Genomic DNA, 20,084 nt, shown 5'->3' with positions numbered 1-20,084 from the left:
AATTACCGATTTCTGTCCCACTCTCTTTTTTTAGAAATATTTGAGAATTGCTTGATAGTTATTTGAAAAGCAAGCTGTATACTAAGAGTGTAAAGAAAACAACTAGTCATTTGGACGAAGGAGAAAACCATGGAAAAAGTATTAGAAATTTCCCATTTGAGTAAAAAATTTGGTCATCAATACGCCTTAAATGATGTGAATCTCACCATTCGCAAAGGCGACGTTTATGGCCTGATCGGTAAGAACGGGGCTGGGAAAACCACCCTCATCAAGGTCATCACCCAACTAATTCAGGAAACTGACGGAAGCGTCTCTCTCTTTGCTTCTACAAGTCGCTCCCAGTGGACGCAAGCCCTGAAACGGGTCGGATCCGTCATTGAGAGTCCCGTGGCCCACAAGCATATGACTGCTTATCAAAACCTGGTCTACTATTGCAAGGCTCGCCATATCCCCAACCCTGATCAGGTCATCAAAGAAACCTTGAACTATGTCGGCCTGAATAATACGGGTAAGAAGAAATTCCGCGATTTTTCACTCGGGATGAAACAACGGTTGGGAATTGCGATTGCGCTCATTGCCAAGCCCGACTTCCTCATTTTGGACGAACCCATCAATGGTCTCGATCCTGTCGGAATCAAGGAATTCCGTCAGATGATCAAGCGCCTCAACGATGAACTCGGCATGACCATCCTCATTTCCAGTCACATCCTGTCCGAACTTTATCTGGTTGCCAATCGTTTTGGTATTGTCGACCAAGGACGCCTGATTAAAGAAATTAGCAAGGCTGAATTCGAAGAACAAGGAGAAGATTACATCATCCTCAAGACTAGCCAGCTAGCCCTTGCCAGTCAACTGATCCAGGATCAACTCCATCACCGTATCAAAGTCATCGATAAGGATGGAGAAATCCATATATTCGGCCAGACTCACGATATTAAAGTCATTGTCAAAGCCCTCGTTCAAGCAGATATTGACGTGGATGAAATCTACTATGCCCGCCAAGATCTGGAAAAATTCTTTACGGACTTGGTAGACTAGTCAACCCACCGTCTTGCATTACTTATCCCACATATTTCATTTAGGAGATTTATCATGTTGCATACCATTCAAGCAGATTTTTACAGACTTTTTCGCTCTAAAGGTTTTTGGATTACAGAAGCCATTCTCGTTCTCAACATCCTGTCTGGAGTCATCTTTGGAGCTACCGGCCACGTCGGCGTCAATACGGAATCCAAATTACCCCAAGCAACCGAAGTTTGGACGGGCTTTAAAGCCTTGACCAACTACTCTTCCAGCATCAGTGTGACTATCCTCTTTACCATTATTGTCATCACCTTGGTTCTAGGAACAGACTTAACGCAAAACTTATACAAGAATAATCTGGCCTATGGGGTTTCGCGCACCAGCTACTACTTTGCCAAAAGCGCCGTTGTCCTGACCATTGCCCTCTTCCAATTTCTCGTTTCTTATGGTCTCGTCTTCTTGATCGCGACCCTCTACAATGGACTTGGCACCATGCCAGAGCACTTCCTTGCTCATTTTGGTCTGACCGTGCTGATTCAGTTCCTTTCCACCCTGGCTTGGGTCAGCATCATTTCCTTCCTTCTTTACGCTAGCCAATCCATCACCTTGGCCTTCGTTGGCTACTTCGTTGGAAATATCCTCTTAAATCTTCCTGCGCTTTTCTTTAAAGATATTGATATTCTCCACTATCTAAACTTGGAATTCCAATATTCCATGGTCCAAAGCACCACAGCAACGAACAACACCCTCTCGATTGCTCTTGGATTCATCCTTGTTTTCGGCTTCCTAGGACTCGCTACTTTCAAACACAAAGATTTATAACAAAAAGGCTTGAGCGGTGCTCAAGCCTTTTTTCTTAGTGTAATGGTCAAGATAAACCAATCTGCCTCCGTTGCCAGTTGCAAGTCGCCGCCTAAGATCTCTACAAAATTTTGAATAATGTAGAGACCCAAGCCAGAAGACTCTTCTGTATCCGACAGATTTTCAGAGTAGAATCGACTAGCCAGTTGGTCTAAATGTTGGATCGGTTGTTGCACAATATTGCGCAGCTCTACCCGAATCGTGTCCGCGTCCGAGGTCAAGGTCAAACGCGCCTGATCCTTCCCATGCTTGAGGACATTGCTGAGCATATTTTGCAAGAGGCGCTCCCAAAGCTCAGGATCAGTAGCATAATGAAGATGCTCTTCTATCTCTACCTCTAAGGCAATCCCCGCCTCAGACAAGCTATCATAATACTGGAACAACTGCTGGGTCAGGACTTGGCTGAGATTAACATCTGAAAGCCGAGGCTGAATGGCTCCCTCCATCAAGCGTCTGTATTCCAAGAGAGATTCCAAACGTTTTGAGACGACTTGAAGATTGGAAGCAATTTTCTTCAGCTTTTCCTCTTCCTGCGTCCCACCTTTGATGATTTGTTGGGTATAGCCCGACGCAATGGTCAAAGGCGTCCGGATATCGTGAGCAATATTACTGATGGCCATATCCAAGGTCTTCTTTTCTTGAAAGGCAATCCGATTGGTCCGCTCGATCTGATCAAAGAGATCACTGACCTGCTTGGTCAAGGCGACCAATTCTTTTTTTGAGACCTGAGAGGTCAGCCGTACCCCACTTCCGCTTTGGAGCTTCTGTTGAATCTGCTCCTGCAAATCCTTTAAGGCAGAAAGCAAGCGAGCATAGCCCAAACCCAAGAAAAGGACAAGGACGACAAGAATTAGAACTAAAACCCACATTACTTGTCTCCTTTCAAACGAACACCCAAGCCCCAGACCGTTTCAATATAGTCCTCATCTGGATCAAGCTGGGCAATTTTCTTTCGGAGATTGCTCAGTTGGGCATTGAGGGTATTGTCACCAGGCAGATAAACTTCTTCCCAGACCGCCTCATACAATTCTTCCTTGGTGAAAATCTTCTTTGGATGCGCCAGCAAGGTCTCAAAAATTTGAAATTCTTTTTTGCCCAAGCGAAGCGTCTGGTCTCCAGACTCCAGTTCAAAGGTTTCTGGATTCAGGACCAAATTCTTAAAGGAGAGCTTTTGCGACGCTTGAGCTTCCTGTGCTACCGTCGGTTGATTTCGCAACTGCACCGTCACCCGAGCCGCTACTTCATCCAGATTAAAGGGTTTGACAATATAATCATTGGCACCTGCAAGGAGGTACTGGCTAATGAGGTGTTTATCCCCAAGAGCGGTCATCATGATAACCGGTGTCTGACTCTGCAAACGGATCTCATCAAGGACCTGGTCCCCATTTTTCCCTGGAAGCATGATATCCAGAAGGACCAAATCAACAGCTTCTTGCTGGAAGAGCCGCAGCCCTTCTGTACCTGAAAAAGCTTGAAGGACCTCATGATCTTCACTTAATAGACTGTATAAAATTTCTTGGATATCATTATTATCCTCGATTAATAAAATCCGTGCCACTTGCCTCGCTCCTTTTTTCTTTTCTTGTGAAATCAGTTCTATTCCCCTAGCCTATCAAATAAAGGGACCTTCGTCAATGAAAATCTGATAAAATTCTATTGTACCCAGGTAGATCTGCATGTTAGGTCATCACAAGATGAACTTGACGATCCTTTCTTTCAAAGGGTATAATAGGACCAATGACACAATAGGGAGACTCATCTATGAAAAATAATGCTAAAACTAAAATCAGTCTTGTATCCATCCTTGTCATCCTGGGCGTTGCTGCAAGAATGTTGCGAGTCATCCACCGACACCAAATCAGGGAGCAAAACAAACAAACCATTCAAACGACTAAAAAGGTTGCAGAGTTTCAGAAAACACTAGACGAGGAAGAAACGAAGAAACGCAACGAAACCTTCAACAAGATTTATAATGAATCCCTTGTTCGGACAAAATTTGAGAACTGGCAAAAAGTCGATGAACTTCATGGTTTGGGACAAAGAACTGGGCAATTTTATATTTATAACTTTGAAAAAAAAAGAAGAGATTCTCTTAGAGAATACAGATCAAGCATTTGTTCTACCCATTCGAGACAAGAGCAATAACGTCACATTTCAGGCTATCTTTGCCCACAAGGATGGTCAGTGGCACATCATGAAGCCAGACGGAAGTTCACAGTTGCAACTAGGAGCAGCCAACATTTCCGCTGAATCTAAGTTTGTCATCGAGAACAATGTCTTAGATTACGACCAGTAAATCCGTAAGGACTTGGCTAAACTACATACAAAAAGCTTAGGACCCCAGCTTGTGGTTGGGATTCTAAGCTTTTTCGTTTATAGGAGAGAGTCGGCCAGCAAGTACCGAAAACTTTTATTCAACAGAAGCTCCATTGGTCGCAATAACTTCTTTGTACCAATAGAAGGATTTCTTACGTGAGCGGGCTAAGCTTCCCTTACCTTCGTTATCCCGGTCGACATAGATAAAACCGTAGCGCTTCTTCATTTCTCCAGTCCCGGCAGAGACTAAGTCAATACAGCCCCAAGTCGTATAGCCCCAGAGGACAACACCATCTTCGTTAATGGCATCTCGCATGGCCTTGACATGGGCAGCCAGGTAGTCAATCCGGTAGTCATCTTCAATCTCCCCGGCTTCATTTGGGGTATCAACGGCGCCTAGTCCATTTTCCACGATAAACATCGGCTTTTGATAACGATCCCAGATGGTATTGAGGGTAATGCGGAGACCAAGAGGGTCAATCTGCCACCCCCATTCCGAACTTTCTAGGTAGGGGTTCTTCAGAGAGGCAAAGATATTACCCGCTGTTTTCTCCCTTTCAGCTGGATCACCTGAAGCGACCCGACTAGCATAGTAGGAGAAGGAAATAAAGTCCACCGTATGCTCTTTCAATAATTGAAGGTCCTGCTCGGTCATCTCAACCGTGATTCCCTGACGCTCCCACTCTTTCTTAGCATAGTTTGGGTATTCCCCACGCGCCTGCACATCGATGAAGAAATAGTTCTTGCGGTCTTCTTCTAGACCAGCCCAGACATCTCGCGGAGCACAGGTATGTGGATAGTTTTGCCCAGCTGCCAACATACAGCCAACCTTATTGTTAGGATCAATCTCATGGGCTAGCTTGGTAGCAATGGCTGAAGCGACCAACTCATGGTGAGCTGCCTGGTATTTGACTTGCTCCTCATTCTCCCCTTCTTCAAAGCAGAGACCCGCTCCCATAAAAGGCGCATGAAGGATCATATTAATTTCATTAAAGGTTAGCCAGTATTTGACCAAGCCCTTGTAGCGAGTGAAGAGGGTCCGGCAGAGACGTTCATAACATTCCAACATCTTGCGACTGCGCCAACCTCCATACTCGGTAATCAAATGCATGGGACAGTCAAAGTGGGTAATGGTCACCAAGGGTTCAATGCCATACTTGTGGCACTCCTTAAAGAGGTCTTCATAGAACTGGAGACCCGCTTCGTTTGGCTCCAGTTCATCTCCTTTAGGGAAGATCCGAGACCAAGCAATGGACAAGCGATAGGTTTTAAAGCCCATTTCCCCAAAGAGAGCAATGTCTTCCTTGTAGCGATGGTACATATCAATGCCATCCTTAGCCGGATAAAAATAGCCCTCTTCAAAGTCGAACATTTTTCTCTTACCTGTAATAATGGCGTGCCGATCAGGCCCAATCGGCACCACATCCACATTGGCCAAGCCACGGCCATCTTCATTATAAGCTCCTTCACATTGGTTGGCAGCCGTCGCCCCACCCCAAAGGAAACCATCTGGAAATTGAAGTTTGTCGATCATCTCTCTACCTCACTTGATTTGATAGTTCTATTATACCCTTCTCTTTCCAAAAAATCCTACAAGATCCTATGAAAAACTGATACTATTCTAAGATTGTTTTTGTTAACGCGCAACACAAAAAGACCGGATAACTCCGATCTTTTTAAGTTCCACTCCAAGAACGTTTTAATTTTTTGATGAAAAATTTGATGATAGAATTACCTACTTCATACGATAAAAATCAAGCACTAGTCCGGAAGGGCCTTCAACTAACAGGCTTTCGGTTCCCCAATCGGTTACAACTGGACCGTTTAAAACCTGGATACCAAGCTCTTTCAACCGTTTGTAGTTCTGCTCTACATCCTCAACCTCGATATGAAGAATGATTCCTGACTGAAAGTTTTCTAAAGGAACCAAATGATTTTGAGACAACATGAGACAGTAACTGCCAATCGTGAACTGAGCAAAACTGTCGTCAACATAATCGGCTTTTTTATCCAAAATACGCTCCAAGCTAGCACAAACTTGGGTAACATCTGAAACGATAATATCTAATTGATTTAAATTCATTTACTATCTATCCTCCATAAAAAGACCGGATTGCTCCGATCTTTTTAAGTTCTGCTCTAAGAAAATCAAAGAATAAACAAGGCATCGAACCGCAGACAGTACTGGAGTACGGCAAGGTGAAGATAACGCAGTTTACATTTGATTTTCCACGAGAGAAATTATTTGATTGCGCGTGATTGCAACCCTTCTTCTTCCAAGAAGAGGCGGAATGGTACGAGTTCTTCTGCTTCGTATTTTTCCTTGAAGGCTTTGATCGCTTCTTCTGAGTGTTGTTTTGGATCCAACTCAAGAACTTCTACTGGAAGTGGACGATGTGGAGTGATGCGAGCATCGATGACAACTGTCTTACCTTCTTTGTTCAATTTAACAGCTTCTGCAACAACAGCATCAATATCTTCGATACGGTCAACTGTAAATCCAATAGCTCCTTGAGCTTCAGCGATTTTCGCATAGTCAGCATTAGGGAAGTCACAACCAAACAAGTGTTTGTTTGTGTCTTCGTATTTGTCCTTGATGAAGGCATATTTACCATTTGAGAAGACAACGTTGATAACTGGAAGGTCGTATTGAACGTTTGTGATAACGTCTGGGTAGCACATGTTGAAGGCTCCGTCACCCATGATGTTCCATACTTGGCGATCTGGATTGTCTTTCTTAGCAGCGATACCACCAGGAAGGGCAATACCCATTGTCGCAAAGAGTGGAGATGTACGCCACATGTTCTTAGGTGTCATGTGAAGGTGACGAGTAGATGTTTGAGTAGTGTCACCTACGTCGATTGAGTAGATAGCGTCTTGATCAGCATGTTTGTTGATTGCATTGTAAACTTGATACAATTGCAATTCACCCTCAGTTTTACCTTCGAGTTTGTTCATGTAATCACGCCAGTTTTGGTTGTTCTTCACGTTTGCACGCCACCATGGAGTAGACTCAACTGGATTCACTTTATCAAGGATTGCTTTGGCTGCTTGACCTGCATCACCAAGGATTGAAGCGTCTAGGGCATGACGTTTACCAAGTTTGTAAGGGTCGATATCCACTTGGATGAATTTTTCAGTGTTCTTAAATGCTTCGTATACTTCAGCAAATGGGAAGTTTGAACCAAGGAAAAGAACTGTGTCTGCTTCAAAGACCACTTCGTTGGCTGGTTTCCAACCAACACGGTAAGCAGAACCTGTCAACCCTTCGTAGTCCCATTCAAACGCTTCGAAGTTTTTACCAGTCGTAATGATTGGTGCTTTAATTTTACGAGACAATTCAGTGATCACATCACCCGCACCAACTCCACCGAAACCAGCGTAGATCACTGGGCGTTCAGCATTGTTCAAGATTTCAACAGCTTTATCGATTTCCACTTCGTTCAAGGCAGGAGCGATAAAGTGACGTTCATAAGAACCTGATCCGTAGTAAGAGTTTTCGTCGATTTCTTGGAAACCAAAGTTTACTGGAATTTCAACAACGGCTGGACCTTTTTTAGAAACGGCAGCACGGCAAGCTTCGTCGATTACTTTTGGTAATTGTTCTGCGTAAGCTACACGTTTGTTGTAAACAGCGATACCGTTGTACATTGGGTTTTGGTTCAATTCTTGGAAGGCATCCAAGTTCAATTCGTTAACTGGACGTGATCCAAGGATAGCAAGGAATGGAGTGTTATCCATAGCTGCATCGTAAACACCGTTGATCAAGTGAGTTGCACCAGGTCCACCTGAACCAACTGCAACCCCGATAGAGCCACCAAATTTAGCTTGCATTACCGCTGCAAGAGCACCAGTTTCTTCGTGACGAACTTGCAAGAAACGGATATCTTTGTCTTCAGCCAAAGCGTCCATAAGTGAGCTAAGTGTTCCAGATGGGATACCGTAGATCGTATCTACGCCCCATGTTTTCAATACATTAAGCATTGCTGCAGATGCAGTAATTTTTCCTTGAGTCATTCTAACTCTCCTTTAATTCTATTTTGATCCCTTAAAATGCAGCATAGCGCTTCTACTTCATCTTTGCGATCATCTCGCCTTGAAAATGAGTTTTTTCTGACTTTTCTCATGAAAACGATTTACAAAACGATTACAGTATTAATTTATCACAAAGAGATTCACATGTATAAGGATCTGCTCAGAGATGCTCAATCCCTATTCCATAACAGATGCTCTTTTTGAGAAATTTTCACAAACTATCCTACAATAGGGTTTTATACTATATTTTCTTACCTGTCCTTTTCCCTTAGAGCTGTATGGAAAAGAGAAAAAAGTGCTACAGCATGCTGTAGCACTCCGAACATATAAAAATAATTTTTTATATAAAATAACATAAGAAAACTCTGTAAAAATAAAAGGACTTCTCTATTGTTTTCATTATTTAAATATATCCTGAGAATTTCCGCCGTGAGAAAAGTGCTAGAAACACTGTTGTTTCTAGCACTCGGGAGTTTTGAAACTTTAGGTTCAAAACTAAGTCATGGAACTTCGTAGAAGTTCGCTGACGTCCGTACTCACCTAAGGAAAATCTCAGGAAAGATTTTATTTTCACTCTACGTGATATGTGTATCACTTTTTGTTCCCTTTAATCAATCTTTGCGACATTGAGGAGCAGCGAGCTGGTCAAAACAGATACAGAACTGAAGGCCATGGCGAGACCTGCTAGTTCTGGATTGAGGGTCAATCCTAGACCCGCAAAGACTCCGGCAGCAATTGGAATCCCAATGACATTGTAGATAAAGGCCCAGAAAAGATTGAGCAAGATCCGACGGAAGGTCTTTTGACTCATATCAAAGGCACGAACAACGCCAAGCAAATCATTTTGCGTGAGCACGATGCCACCAGACTCGATCGCAATATCCGTACCAGATCCCATGGCAATTCCAACATCTGCAATCGAAAGAGCTGGAGCATCATTGATCCCATCTCCCACAAAGGCTACCTTACTGCTTTCTTGCAGTTTTTGGATGGCGCTGGCCTTTTCTTGAGGGAGGACATCGGCAATGACGGTATCAATTCCTACTTGATCGGCAATGGCCTGGGCTACCCGTTCGTTATCCCCCGTTAACATAACAGTCTTTAAGCCCCGTTCTTTGAGCTTACGGATAGCTTCTTTTGAGCTGGCCTTTGGTGCATCCTGAATGGCAATCAAGCCAATCACTTGACCATCCACAGCCAAACTGATGACTGTCTTGGCCTGCTTTTGCAAGTCTACCATCCGTTTTTCGAGCTCAGGATCCATCGCTGTTCCATCATGGAGTTTGCCATTTCCCAAGGTCACCAACTGCTGATCGATCTGACCTTGGACCCCTTTTCCTTCGATCGCTTGGAAGTTTTCCACAGGGGATAGCACCAAACCTTTTTCTTCTGCCCGTGATAAGACCGCTTGCGCAAGGGGATGTTCTGAAAAAGTTTCAAGACTAGCAGCCAGTGTCAAAACACGCGCTTCATCTCCTACCACATCGGTTACAAGGGGTTGGCCAATGGTGATGGTCCCTGTCTTATCAAACACAACAGTTTGAATTTTTTGAACTTCTTGAAGGACGGTTCCGTTTTTGATCAAAACCCCCATCTTAGCACTGCGACCAGTTCCGACCATAAGGGCTGTTGGCGTCGCCAAACCAAGGGCACAAGGACAGGCAATAATGAGGACAGAGACTGCATAGAGCATGGCCTCTTGAAGCGATGCTCCCAAAAGCACGGACCAAACCCAGAAAGTCGCAATGGCCAAAATCGTCACTGCTGGAACAAAGATACCTGAAATCTTATCCGTCAGATCTTGAATTGGAGCACGACTGGATTGGGCCATTTTAACAAAGGCGACAATTTGAGATAAGAGGGTCTCACTACCGACTTTTTCAGCCTTGAAGAGAATGGTCCCATTGCTGTTGATGGTGGAACCAATGACGGCATCACCAACTGATTTTTCCACAGGCAGGCTTTCACCTGTCACCATCGACTCATCAATGGTCGTGCTTCCTTCCACAATAGTCCCATCGACCGCGATCTTTTCCCCAGGACGGACCCGAATCAAGTCACCAATGTGGATATCTTCAGCCGCCACTTCGACATAGTCCCCATCACGGAGAACTTGGGCTGTTTTTGCCTGCAAATCCAACAACTTTTCCACAGCCTTGGAGGCATTTTTACGCATCCGTTCCTCAAAGACTTGCCCTAAAAGAACAAAGAAGAGGATAAAGCCCGCACTTTCAAAGTATACTGGTTGACCAGCAAAAAGGGCAAATACGCTATAGACATAGGCTACCAGGGTTCCCAGAGCTACCAAGGTATCCATATTGGCATGGTGTTTCTTAAAAGAAGCCCAGGCACTCTTGATAAAGGGCACACCTGCCACTAGCATGATCGGCGTTGTCGCTAGAAAGGTCCCCCAGTGACTGACTGGATGGGATACAAAGCCTGCCACCATCCCGATCATCAAGATCAATAAGGGAAGGGTAAAGATACTGGTAATCCAAAAGCGATCCAGCAAACTTAAGACACGACGGCGTTTTTCCACAACTGTGTAGGAACCCTTTTGCATCTTCATTCCACAAGAGAACTCAAAGTCCCCTGTTTCTGTCGGGGTAAAAGAAATGACCTTATCCACACCAACTTCCAAAGGTTCTAAAATTCCCTGATCTTCAAACAAAATCTCCTTGTAACAGCCGGATGGATTGACCCGATGGAAGGTGATTTCAGCAGGAACCCCTTTTTGGAGTTGAAATTCTTTGGGACTATAGCCCTTTTCTGCTGTAATACGGATCTTTTGCACTCCGTTTTCCACAACTGCTTTTTGTTTTTCTGCCATACCTACTCCTTTATTCCACAATCATGTGACCATGCATCATATTCATACCACATGAATACCCATATTCGCCCGCATTTTCTGGCGTAATTTCAATGACATGTTTTTCACCCAAAGGCAAATCTTCATGCACCCCAAAGTCTGGAAAGACCACTTGGTCAAGACATGAAGAGGGATCCTTGCGGTTAAAGATGATCCGGGCTGGAACATTCTTTTTCAGGACAATGGTTTCAGGCGAATAGCCCCCCATGACTTCGACTTCAATTTCTTGATAACCTGATTTTTGACGAGCGTGGTCACTCATCTTTTCATGTTCTGCAAAGAACCACCAAGCAATAAAGACAACCACAAGTAAACAAACAATACTAATCACCAATCCAAACATAGAATTTCCTTCTTTCTATTACATACAATTGCAAGGGACTGTTTCGACAGCCTCTGCTTTCTTTTCTTCGAGGACTTGTTGTAGCTGATTAAGATCTGCTAGCGTAAAGTCACTCGCCTGAATCAAGTTTTCAAGCACCTGGACAATCCTTTTTGAACAAACCTTGTCCTTCACATCCTCAACGACCAAGTCTAAACTCTGGTCCTGCGTCAATAGTGCCGAGTAGACAAAGGCTTTACCAGATTTTTCTCTGGTCAGACAGCCCTTTTCAACCAAGCGCGTCAAGAGAGTCTTGATGGTCGACTTCGACCAGTCAAAGCGCTCAGACAAGACTGCGATCAAATCCGTGCTGGTCTGCTTGCCTTCCATCCAGATAATCTTCATGATACGCCATTCCGCATTGGAAATTTGCATGACCTCTCCTTTCAAAATCTACATTTGTAAATCTTATGATGCTATTCTACTCCTAAGATTTACATTTGTCAACCAAAATATTTTAAAAAAACAAATCTTCCTTTGAAGATTTGTCTAGTTGGGCTTTTTTCGCTCCCTATTTTTGTCTCTATAATGTCTCCTGCAGAGCTTGGGCTAGAACTCGGTAACCAGCCACACTTAAATGGAGACCATCTGTCGTATAGGCTTCTGCCAACTGCCCCTTTTCATCCAATAAAGACGAATACACATCGACATAGCTGACCTGGTGGTAGGCCTGGGCCAATTCTTGATAGGCTTGATTGAGGGCCTGAATTTTTTCATTGGTCCGCACATAGATCTTTTGTTTATAGCGCTCATCTCGACTCACCGGTAGAACCGAGATCAGGTTGATGTAGGTCAGCGGAAAATCTCGCATAATTGCTTGTAAGACCGCTTCTACATTGTCCAAGGTTTCCTTTTGAGGAATTTCTTTTCCGATATCATTGGTCCCGATCAAGAGAAAGATCTGATCCACCGCCGTTCCAAAGACATGGGCGTCTAGATGCTCACGAAGAAGATCCGTCTTATAGCCTCGCACTCCTCGATTGACCATGTGTTTCGGACTTTGTAATAGTTCATGAATGGGAAAATACTCCACGATGGAGTCTCCGATAAAGATCAAACCAGGCTCCTTCAGAGGGGATTGATTGAGTTCCCGATAGGTTGTTATGATTTTCTCCTGCTCCTTTAAGAGCCAGTCTTCTAACAGTTGTACCGCCATCTAATTCTTTCCTTTCACTTGTTCCCAGAGGGTCAATCCTAGATACTCTTCGATCACCTGGTAGACACCACCTTCCTGATGGCTCGGTGCTAGGTGTTTGGCAACAGCCTTGACAGCTTCTTCTGCATTGGCTACAGCATAGGAGTGAGCAGCCATTTCAAGCATTTCGATGTCGTTTCCGCTATCCCCAAAGGCCATGACCTGGCTGGCATGAAGTTGCCACTTCTCCATTAATTGAGCCAGACCCCAAGCCTTGTGAATGCCGGCTTGTAAGAGATCCATGCTGCCAAAACCGCTCGAAACCGCCATGAGCTGATCTCCAAAAGCTTGCTGGACTTCTCGACGCACTTGATCAAGACGATCCAAGCCAACCACCAAGCTCATTTTAAGCACCTGATCAAATAGATCTGCTGTCAATTCGGGGACAAACTTCATCCGTTTGTACAAGGCTTCAATCACTTCCGGCTGCATGAATTTCTCAACTTCTGTAAAGACCGTGCCTTCCTTAGCAAAGCCACCATTAACAGCTGACACAACCAGCTGGTCCGAAATTTCCCGCCCCTTAAAATAAGCAAGAACTGCCTCTACTAGTTCTCGATCCCAGAATTTTCCTAGAATCATCTGGTCATCCTCAAAAATCCGAGCTCCATTGGCCACGACTAGGGTCACCCGTTTGACCAAAGGACCCAAGAGCTGGCGCATGCGATGGATTTCATTTCCCGTCGCAATGACAAAGCGAATCCCTTTTTGATCCAAGTGGTCCAATAGCCTTTCCAGGCGCGGGAGATCCACCTCTCCTCGCTCATCTAATAAGGTCCCATCCATATCTGTTGCAATCAACTTAATCATACAATCTAACCTTTTCCCTTTCAAAGGGTGCAAATTATCTGATCCCATTATACCACAGATCAAGCAAGTCAAAACCACCCGTGAAAACAGGTGGTATCCTCTTGGGCTGAAAATTGCTACTAAAGGCCAATTGATCTTATAAATATAAGCCCTTTTCCACACTTTCCTGAACCAACTCTTCCGTCAGTTTCCATAATTCTTCCGATTCACTTTTTATGAACTTTTTCTTTTCTAATACCATCTCTGAACGGATATGATCGGGATTATAATTGACATCTGACACTTCCAAGTGATTGATCAGTGGTACCAATGCGTCAATCACTCTTGCATATCTTGCCTCAGGACTCTGCCCTTTTTCAAACTCCAACCACGATTTTTTCATATTCAAATATGTTGCTTCTGGAAGGAGGCTCATTGTTTTTTCTATAGATGCTAGCTCTCTATCATGAGCATGAAGCTTTTTTTCATCATCAAACACCCAAGTATCTCCGGCATAAATCTCACCTAAATCATGGATCAGTAACATAGAAATCACCTTTTCCATATTCAATTTTTCAGGATAATAATCTTGCAGAACCATCGCAGCTATCGCACCCTGCCAAGAATGCTCGGCACTATTTTCAAACCGTCCATCAAGGGTTCTATTAAACCTTGTTACTGACTTTAATTTCTCGATTTCTTTAATAAATTCAACTGTCTGATTCAGATCACTCATGGCGACTCCAACCTCCCTATTCGAAATTACGACTATCATACCAAAAATCAGGTTTTCCATAAATGAATTCCCGTATTTGCAAAAAGAAAATACCCCCCTTTATCGGAGCACCTTCATTTTTCTAACAAGACTACAAAGGCAAGCAAAAAAGCTAACCATTCTTTACCGCTTAGCTTTAGAATGAGACAAACTATTTTAAAGTAAAATAAGTTAATCGATTCTAAAAGTAAGTAAAAATGAGTTCCTATTTTTAGAATGAATCAAGAAAATATAAAAACTTTCCGCTGTGAGAAAAGTGCCTGAAACAATACGTTTCAGGCACTCGGAATTATTGAGAGTAAAACAGTTTGGGAAACTGTTTTAGCCTGAGCCCAGAAATTAAAGAGCGAAGGGGCTCAAAACTTAGTCATGGAACTTCGAAGAAGGTCGCTGACGTCCGTACTCACCTAAGGAAAGTTTTTGATATGACTTTGTCTTAAATCTGAAGCTCCTGGTTAGCTTCTCTTTTTTAGCCAACAAAGGCCCAAATAATGGCAATCAGCACTGCTGGCAGGAGATTAGCGACCTTGATTCGTTTGCCCCAGATGAGATTGATCCCTACACAGAGAATGAGGCTGGAGCCGACTAGCGACAGATTCGAAAGGGCTTGTGGAGTCATGATCGGTGCGATCAAATGGGCCAATAGCGTGATCAAACCTTGAAAGATCACGAGTGGAACCACCGCAAAGATCGCACCCTTTCCTTTTGAAACGGTCAAGACCAGAACGATAACCATATCGAGAATAGCCTTGGCCAACAAGGTCGAGGTGCCGCCTGTCAGGCCATCCTGGACGGCTCCGACCACCGCCATAGCCCCAATACAAATAGTCAAGGCCGTGGTCATAAAGGCATCAACAAAACTAGTATCGCCTTGGTTGCCCGTCTTTTCCTTTAGCCAAGTTCCCAGGCGCTCAAAGCCCTCCTCAATCTTCAAGAGTTCCCCGATAACGGTCCCGATTACTAGACTCAGAATCAACATCATACTGCCGTGACTTTCCACATGACTTCCATGCACCACCAGCATCTTTTCCAAGGTCCCTGCGATGCCTAAGACAAAAACAGCAACTCCTGTCACTTTCAGAAGGGTCTCATGAAAATCTTCTGACAAACGTTGACCGATGAGCAATCCTAATAGCCCACCAAACACGACCCCTAAGGCATTATAGAAGGTCCCTAAACCGATCATTGACAAACTCCTTCGTTCATTTTCATTCTTTTTCAATTTCTTTCAAAGACCAGTGTCCCGTCTCTTCATACTGGTCAATCAATTCCTTGGCTGTTTGCGTAATCTCCTCTGGATAATGCAGACTTTCTAGCGTATTGACCGCATTCTTAGTCACAGCTGACCCTGGCTTAATCTGGTAGTCAAAGACGATCTTGCCATCCACATAGCGACTGTCAAAATGGTAATTATCATTGACTTCACCGGAGGCTGCGACCAGCTCAATATCATGGCTGGAGATCATGTAGAGGCAGTTTTGGGCAGCCAACCAGCGGACAATCCCAAGGCCTGATCCGATCCGCTCAATGGTATTGGTCCCCTTAAAGAGCTCGTCAATAAAGAAGTAGTGAAAACCTAGCTCTTTCAGATGCTGAATCATACGTAAAATAGCTTTACTCTCAGTGATAAAGTAGCTATCTCCAACTTCAATGTCATCGCTCACATCCATAGCTGTTAGGACATGACCATAAGGAAGGGCCAATCTTTCTCCATAGGCAAAGCCTAATCCTTGAGCCAGAATAGCATTGATAGCGACAGTTTTCAAATAGGTCGATTTCCCGGAAGCATTGTCCCCACTGATGACCATATTTTTTTGAAAATGCACATCATTCGCAATCGGATTAGACAGCAAGGGATGATAGAGCGTCTCACCTTCAATCCCACCCGTCTCTATAAAGACTGGCTGACAGACCACTTCTAGATTCCGCTTATGGCGCAAGAGACTAATAGCAACTTCCATCTCTCCAAGGAGATCCAGAAGCTTCTGGGCCTCTTTTTGATGAGCCTTCACCTGATTGTAAATATAAACCTGAGCGATCTGCGGGAGTAAAAAGAGGACATTGAGGTAGAGGAGAATAATTTCCATTTCCGAAGTCCCCGTTGGACTCTGCAAGACACTGGCAAGGATCCGCGTTTTCTTAAAGGGTTTGACTGCCTGCTTTAGTTCTTCTTGTTGTGGCAAGGCTAGATGGCTCAAGCGTTCTGCCGAAGCAAAGATGCGGACCAGATAGCTAACATTGTCCAGACGGATTTTATTGGACCAATTGCGCAAACTCGAAAAGACAATATTAAAGACCACACTGATCACCAAGAGGGTAATGGCCCCGACTGGCTCAAAGGGGATGGCAAAGAGACAGACAATAGGAAGACAGGCCAAGGCTAGATAGAGGGGTAAACCTGCATAATGCTTGCCGGGATTTGCGACAATGCTCCGCGCCATGTTGTGGTTTTTCTTGCCCAGTTGGTTGAAAATGACCTGGACCTTGAGGCGCAAATCAGGATGCTCTTCAAAGAAGGCTTCTAAGTCATGAAGCTGGTCCTGAGGCTGGAATTCCAGCAGGCGCATCTTTTGATAGAGAGCCTCTGCTCCAAGGCTCGATTGGGTATAGTTGAGTTGATCAAAGACCGCATCCAGAGCCAAATCATGCCAGGTCTGATCATCCACTTGGCTATCGATCGTCCTTCCCTTAGCTGGATAAGTCAGACTATCTATCAAACTTTCTTCTGTGTCTTTCTTGCGAAAGAAAGGCGCCCCATCCCAAGCCTTCTTCAGCTTTTGCTTGAGGCGGATGGCTGTAAGAAATTTGGTTGCCCAAATCACCACTATCAATCCTAGGATCCCAAGCGGGATCCAGTTCACATTTCCTTCCATGCTCTATTCCTTTCCACTCTGAGGCCAGTCCAAGTGAACATGTTCCTTCATTTCTCGGTAGGCCGTGTCCACTCTCTCCTTGGTCTCCTCATCCAGCTTGTCGCGGTATTTGCCACCCTGGATAAAATCTTCCAAAATATAGGTCTGGTACTTGTACAAGTCATAGCCTTCAGGAGAATAGGTTCCTTTCGGAGTCCGACTGACCCAGGTTGGATGAGCAGTAGCCGTCTTAATCCGTGTCTTGCGACCAACCTTTTCGATGGTCACATCCATCAAGACCCCTCGCTCTGTCCATTGGGCAGTCTCCACATCCCCCATCGTTTCCAGACGCTGATTGGACAGGAAATTCCCCATTGAGTAGATGATGAGCTTGTTTTGACCATCTTTATTGACCACTTCAGCAGGCTCAACAACATGGGGATGTCCGCCAAAGACAATATCAGCTCCCCAAGAAACCATCTTGTGATAGAGCTCTTTTTGTTCTTCTGTCGGCTCCAACTGGTACTCGATTCCCATCTGAGGCATGACAATAGTAATATCTGCCTCTTGCTCTGCCTTTTGGATCTCCGCCTTCATCCGCTCTTCATCCAGATCAGACAAGACATCTGCTTGCTCTTCTGGAGTAAGGGTCGTTTCCATTCCATTAAAGCCGTAAGCGTAGGCTAGAATAGCAATCTTGATGCCATTCACTTCCTTGATCACTAAGGGGGCCTGGCCTCTCTTTTCATGCGTGTAAACACCGACAGGGGTGATGCCTGCATCTTCAAAGGCCTTGGCTGTCGAATAGACCCCTTCTAGGCCTGAATCCAGGATGTGGTTGTGTCCCAAATCCATGACATCATAACCAGCATCCTTGATGGCTGGTACGACTTCGCTCGGCGCATTAAAGAGGGGATAACCTGACAAATAGTAATTGGGGTTAATGGTTCCCTCAAAATCGCCCAAGGCCAGATCCGCCTTTTGTAGCCAGGGTTTGACATACTCATAATTTTCATGAAAATCATAGGTCCCATCTTCTTTTTGCGCGCTCATATAGACCAAATCATGATAGAGCTGATCTCCATTGGCCATGATCCGCGCTGTATGAGGAATCTGATCAGCCGGTGTTGTTGCCTTGTACACAACCTCTGGCCGTTCGGTTGCAGTAATCGGAAAGCCTTGGAACTTTTGCACCCACAAAATGGCATTGGCCACGATAAAAACAACAGACAAGAGCACATAGACAAACTGTTCATTGGTCAGCCGAATCTTTGAAAAGAGACGATCAAAAGCCCAGTCAAAGGCCGCCGATAGATCTTTTCCCATCGTTTTGATGGTTCCTTTCACACTCTCCCACTTCTCTAACATTCCTACCTCTTCTTCGTACCTAGTTTCTCCAATGATCCGCCAACAAATTGAGCTGTCATTGAAATACTTTCTCTTCATTGTATCACAATTTTTAAGAAGAGAAAAAAGAGAGCAGGACAGAAGCGCCATTGTTTAGAAACGCTTCATCATTCTGCTCCTGCACAGTTGATTAATTCATGTAAATGATCGATCATCACTTCTTATCGTTTGATTTGGCTAAGCTGATTGCAACCATGACAAGACTTAGGAAAAAGGCCGAGAGCAACCCTTTTGTCGTCCGATTCATAAAAGGTTGATGGAATACAAAATGATTATAGGCAGTAAATCCTAATCCAATCAGAGTTACCATAGCCGAAAGCGTAAAAATCATTCGCCACAAATTTCTTTTTTTCATCATTAACTCCGTTTTTTGATCTACTAGAAAGGCCCTCTTATTTCAAAGCCTTTAACAAATATCCATAACCTTCTTGCTCCATTTCATCTTTTGGAATAAAGCGCAGAGAGGCCGAATTGATACAATAGCGTAGGCCACCTTGGTCTTTTGGTCCGTCGGTGAAGACATGGCCGAGATGGGCATTGCCTGAGCGGGAACGGACCTCGATCCGCTCCATCCCGTGGCTATGATCCTGGTAATAATGAACCACATCTTTGGCAATGGGACGGGAGAAACTTGGCCAGCCACAGCCAGAAGCAAACTTATCCTTGGCAAAGAAGAGAGGCTCTCCAGTCGTAATATCCACATAGATGCCCTCTTCGAAGGTCTGATCATAGGCATTCTGGAAAGGGCGTTCCGTCGCACTTTCTTGGGTGACTTGATACTGTTCTGCTGTCAGTTTCGCTTTTAGGGTTTCTTGATCTGGCTTCTGATAGGCTGACGGATCAATCAAGGGCTGGTCAGCATCCGTCACATCGATATGGCAATAGCCTCCGGGATTCTTCTTGAGGTAGTCTTGGTGGTAGTCCTCAGCTAGGATGTAGTGGCGCAAAGGCTCTAATTCAACCGCTATTTTACTGCCCAGTTGCTTCTCTTCTTCCGCAAACACTTGGGCGATCACTTCACGATCTGCCTCGTCTGTATAATAGACACCGGTTCGATATTGGCGGCCTCGATCATTTCCCTGCTTGTTAATGGATAAGGGATCAATCACCCGGAAATAGTATAGCAGAATCGCTCGTAGGGTGATTTTATCTGGATCGTAGATGACTTGTACAGTCTCTGCGTGATCCGTTTCCTTGATCAGTTGGTAGTTGGTCGTTTCTACCTGGCCATTGGCATAGCCCACCGTCGTCTCTTCTACACCGGGGATCCGTGAAAAATATTCCTCTAAGCCCCAAAAACAGCCACCTGCTAGATAAATCTCTGCCATCTTTTTTCCTCGCTTCCTGCATTCCCCACAAGGAACGCTTCTTACTATTAGCTCCATCATAATCCAAGAGCCTCCGATTTTCAAGGATTCTGCATCAAAAATCCCTTCTACTATATGTAAAAGGGATTCAATCCTTCTTATTTTTCAAATAAGAAAAAGAGCGAGTAATAGAAGTTCCAAAACGATAGGGTTAACTGATGTAGAAAATCATGAAGGACTAGCATGACCAACACCTCCTCTGAATATCTGTGG

The 20,084-nt window shown here is 44.4% G+C and carries 19 protein-coding genes; 3 read left to right on the top strand and 16 right to left on the bottom strand.

Annotated elements, in window-relative coordinates:
- Window positions 1-129 precede the first annotated feature (129 nt).
- A complete protein-coding gene (locus HMPREF2904_RS01035; RefSeq protein WP_023919084.1) occupies window positions 130-1,038 on the top strand; it encodes an ABC transporter ATP-binding protein in 909 nt (302 codons plus the stop codon).
- 54 nt (window positions 1,039-1,092) lie between these two features.
- The gene (locus tag HMPREF2904_RS01030; protein WP_070659469.1) at window positions 1,093-1,845 is read left to right on the top strand and encodes an ABC transporter permease; all 753 of its coding nucleotides are present in this window, start codon (window positions 1,093-1,095) and stop codon (window positions 1,843-1,845) included.
- 20 nt (window positions 1,846-1,865) lie between these two features.
- Here the strand turns inward: HMPREF2904_RS01030 and HMPREF2904_RS01025 are convergent, their stop codons facing one another.
- Together HMPREF2904_RS01025 and HMPREF2904_RS01020 are read right to left on the bottom strand one after the other, a co-directional pair.
- Window positions 1,866-2,753, bottom strand: coding sequence for a sensor histidine kinase (locus tag HMPREF2904_RS01025; RefSeq protein ID WP_070659467.1), 888 nt, complete (start codon window positions 2,751-2,753; stop codon window positions 1,866-1,868).
- A complete protein-coding gene (locus HMPREF2904_RS01020) occupies window positions 2,753-3,442 on the bottom strand; it encodes a response regulator transcription factor (RefSeq protein WP_070659466.1) in 690 nt (229 codons plus the stop codon). The genes HMPREF2904_RS01025 and HMPREF2904_RS01020 overlap by 1 nt, the downstream gene beginning before the upstream one ends.
- Window positions 3,443-3,645: 203 nt before the next feature.
- Between HMPREF2904_RS01020 and HMPREF2904_RS01015 the strand changes: the two genes are divergently transcribed.
- Entirely contained in the window at window positions 3,646-4,029 is a 384-nt protein-coding gene (locus tag HMPREF2904_RS01015; protein WP_256263220.1) for a hypothetical protein, read from the top strand.
- 265 nt (window positions 4,030-4,294) lie between these two features.
- Here HMPREF2904_RS01015 and HMPREF2904_RS01010 read toward each other — a convergent pair whose 3' ends face one another.
- The 14 genes from HMPREF2904_RS01010 to msrB form a co-directional block, all read right to left on the bottom strand.
- Entirely contained in the window at window positions 4,295-5,734 is a 1,440-nt protein-coding gene (locus tag HMPREF2904_RS01010) for a 6-phospho-beta-glucosidase (protein WP_070659464.1), read from the bottom strand.
- Window positions 5,735-5,935: 201 nt separating this feature from the next.
- Complete coding sequence (locus HMPREF2904_RS01005) at window positions 5,936-6,283, bottom strand: VOC family protein (protein ID WP_070659462.1); 348 nt, start codon at window positions 6,281-6,283, stop codon at window positions 5,936-5,938.
- 158 nt (window positions 6,284-6,441) lie between these two features.
- Window positions 6,442-8,217 carry a pyruvate oxidase gene (spxB, locus tag HMPREF2904_RS01000; RefSeq protein ID WP_070659461.1) on the bottom strand — a complete coding sequence of 592 codons (1,776 nt, stop codon included), beginning with the start codon at window positions 8,215-8,217 and terminating at the stop codon, window positions 6,442-6,444.
- A gap of 625 nt (window positions 8,218-8,842) precedes the next feature.
- Window positions 8,843-11,065, bottom strand: coding sequence for a heavy metal translocating P-type ATPase (locus tag HMPREF2904_RS00995; RefSeq protein ID WP_070659459.1), 2,223 nt, complete (start codon window positions 11,063-11,065; stop codon window positions 8,843-8,845).
- Window positions 11,066-11,075: 10 nt separating this feature from the next.
- Window positions 11,076-11,447: a cupredoxin domain-containing protein gene (locus HMPREF2904_RS00990; RefSeq protein WP_070659457.1), complete on the bottom strand. Its 372-nt coding sequence runs from the start codon at window positions 11,445-11,447 to the stop codon at window positions 11,076-11,078.
- Window positions 11,448-11,465: 18 nt separating this feature from the next.
- Window positions 11,466-11,861: a CopY/TcrY family copper transport repressor gene (locus HMPREF2904_RS00985; protein WP_070659455.1), complete on the bottom strand. Its 396-nt coding sequence runs from the start codon at window positions 11,859-11,861 to the stop codon at window positions 11,466-11,468.
- Window positions 11,862-12,009: 148 nt separating this feature from the next.
- Window positions 12,010-12,642 (bottom strand): SGNH/GDSL hydrolase family protein, encoded by a 633-nt coding sequence (locus HMPREF2904_RS00980; protein WP_070659453.1) that lies wholly within the window; start codon window positions 12,640-12,642, stop codon window positions 12,010-12,012.
- The gene (locus HMPREF2904_RS00975; RefSeq protein ID WP_070659451.1) at window positions 12,643-13,491 is read right to left on the bottom strand and encodes a Cof-type HAD-IIB family hydrolase; all 849 of its coding nucleotides are present in this window, start codon (window positions 13,489-13,491) and stop codon (window positions 12,643-12,645) included.
- A gap of 136 nt (window positions 13,492-13,627) precedes the next feature.
- Window positions 13,628-14,206: an HD domain-containing protein gene (locus HMPREF2904_RS00970; RefSeq protein WP_070659482.1), complete on the bottom strand. Its 579-nt coding sequence runs from the start codon at window positions 14,204-14,206 to the stop codon at window positions 13,628-13,630.
- Window positions 14,207-14,714: 508 nt separating this feature from the next.
- Window positions 14,715-15,431: a DUF554 domain-containing protein gene (locus HMPREF2904_RS00965; RefSeq protein WP_070659450.1), complete on the bottom strand. Its 717-nt coding sequence runs from the start codon at window positions 15,429-15,431 to the stop codon at window positions 14,715-14,717.
- 22 nt (window positions 15,432-15,453) lie between these two features.
- Window positions 15,454-17,118 carry a MutS-related protein gene (locus HMPREF2904_RS00960; RefSeq protein WP_070659448.1) on the bottom strand — a complete coding sequence of 555 codons (1,665 nt, stop codon included), beginning with the start codon at window positions 17,116-17,118 and terminating at the stop codon, window positions 15,454-15,456.
- Window positions 17,119-17,121: 3 nt separating this feature from the next.
- On the bottom strand, window positions 17,122-18,465 hold the full coding sequence (locus HMPREF2904_RS00955) for a CapA family protein (RefSeq protein ID WP_070659446.1): 1,344 nt from the start codon (window positions 18,463-18,465) through the stop codon (window positions 17,122-17,124).
- Between the two features lie 193 nt (window positions 18,466-18,658).
- Window positions 18,659-18,859 (bottom strand): hypothetical protein, encoded by a 201-nt coding sequence (locus HMPREF2904_RS11805; RefSeq protein ID WP_070659480.1) that lies wholly within the window; start codon window positions 18,857-18,859, stop codon window positions 18,659-18,661.
- Between the two features lie 37 nt (window positions 18,860-18,896).
- Window positions 18,897-19,832, bottom strand: coding sequence for a peptide-methionine (R)-S-oxide reductase MsrB (gene msrB / locus HMPREF2904_RS00945; RefSeq protein WP_070659444.1), 936 nt, complete (start codon window positions 19,830-19,832; stop codon window positions 18,897-18,899).
- Window positions 19,833-20,084: the final 252 nt, after the last annotated feature.

Source organism: Streptococcus sp. HMSC072G04, assembly GCF_001813295.1.
GTDB lineage: Bacteria > Bacillota > Bacilli > Lactobacillales > Streptococcaceae > Streptococcus.
The sequence above is the reverse complement of the archived record's forward strand: the minus strand, read 5'-3'. Positions and strand labels throughout refer to the sequence as shown.

Excerpts from the sequence above, each read along its gene's own strand:
- HMPREF2904_RS01035 (WP_023919084.1), top strand. The coding sequence starts at position 130 with ATGGAAAAAGTATTAGAAATTTCCCATTTGAGTAAAAAATTTGGTCAT.
- HMPREF2904_RS01030 (WP_070659469.1), top strand. The coding sequence starts at position 1,093 with ATGTTGCATACCATTCAAGCAGATTTTTACAGACTTTTTCGCTCTAAA.
- HMPREF2904_RS01025 (WP_070659467.1), bottom strand. The coding sequence starts at position 2,753 with ATGTGGGTTTTAGTTCTAATTCTTGTCGTCCTTGTCCTTTTCTTGGGT.
- HMPREF2904_RS01015 (WP_256263220.1), top strand. The coding sequence starts at position 3,646 with ATGAAAAATAATGCTAAAACTAAAATCAGTCTTGTATCCATCCTTGTC.
- HMPREF2904_RS01010 (WP_070659464.1), bottom strand. The coding sequence starts at position 5,734 with ATGATCGACAAACTTCAATTTCCAGATGGTTTCCTTTGGGGTGGGGCG.
- HMPREF2904_RS01005 (WP_070659462.1), bottom strand. The coding sequence starts at position 6,283 with ATGAATTTAAATCAATTAGATATTATCGTTTCAGATGTTACCCAAGTT.
- spxB (WP_070659461.1), bottom strand. The coding sequence starts at position 8,217 with ATGACTCAAGGAAAAATTACTGCATCTGCAGCAATGCTTAATGTATTG.
- HMPREF2904_RS00995 (WP_070659459.1), bottom strand. The coding sequence starts at position 11,065 with ATGGCAGAAAAACAAAAAGCAGTTGTGGAAAACGGAGTGCAAAAGATC.
- HMPREF2904_RS00990 (WP_070659457.1), bottom strand. The coding sequence starts at position 11,447 with ATGTTTGGATTGGTGATTAGTATTGTTTGTTTACTTGTGGTTGTCTTT.
- HMPREF2904_RS00985 (WP_070659455.1), bottom strand. The coding sequence starts at position 11,861 with ATGCAAATTTCCAATGCGGAATGGCGTATCATGAAGATTATCTGGATG.
- HMPREF2904_RS00980 (WP_070659453.1), bottom strand. The coding sequence starts at position 12,642 with ATGGCGGTACAACTGTTAGAAGACTGGCTCTTAAAGGAGCAGGAGAAA.
- HMPREF2904_RS00975 (WP_070659451.1), bottom strand. The coding sequence starts at position 13,491 with ATGATTAAGTTGATTGCAACAGATATGGATGGGACCTTATTAGATGAG.
- HMPREF2904_RS00970 (WP_070659482.1), bottom strand. The coding sequence starts at position 14,206 with ATGAGTGATCTGAATCAGACAGTTGAATTTATTAAAGAAATCGAGAAA.
- HMPREF2904_RS00965 (WP_070659450.1), bottom strand. The coding sequence starts at position 15,431 with ATGATCGGTTTAGGGACCTTCTATAATGCCTTAGGGGTCGTGTTTGGT.
- HMPREF2904_RS00960 (WP_070659448.1), bottom strand. The coding sequence starts at position 17,118 with ATGGAAGGAAATGTGAACTGGATCCCGCTTGGGATCCTAGGATTGATA.
- HMPREF2904_RS00955 (WP_070659446.1), bottom strand. The coding sequence starts at position 18,465 with ATGTTAGAGAAGTGGGAGAGTGTGAAAGGAACCATCAAAACGATGGGA.
- HMPREF2904_RS11805 (WP_070659480.1), bottom strand. The coding sequence starts at position 18,859 with ATGAAAAAAAGAAATTTGTGGCGAATGATTTTTACGCTTTCGGCTATG.
- msrB (WP_070659444.1), bottom strand. The coding sequence starts at position 19,832 with ATGGCAGAGATTTATCTAGCAGGTGGCTGTTTTTGGGGCTTAGAGGAA.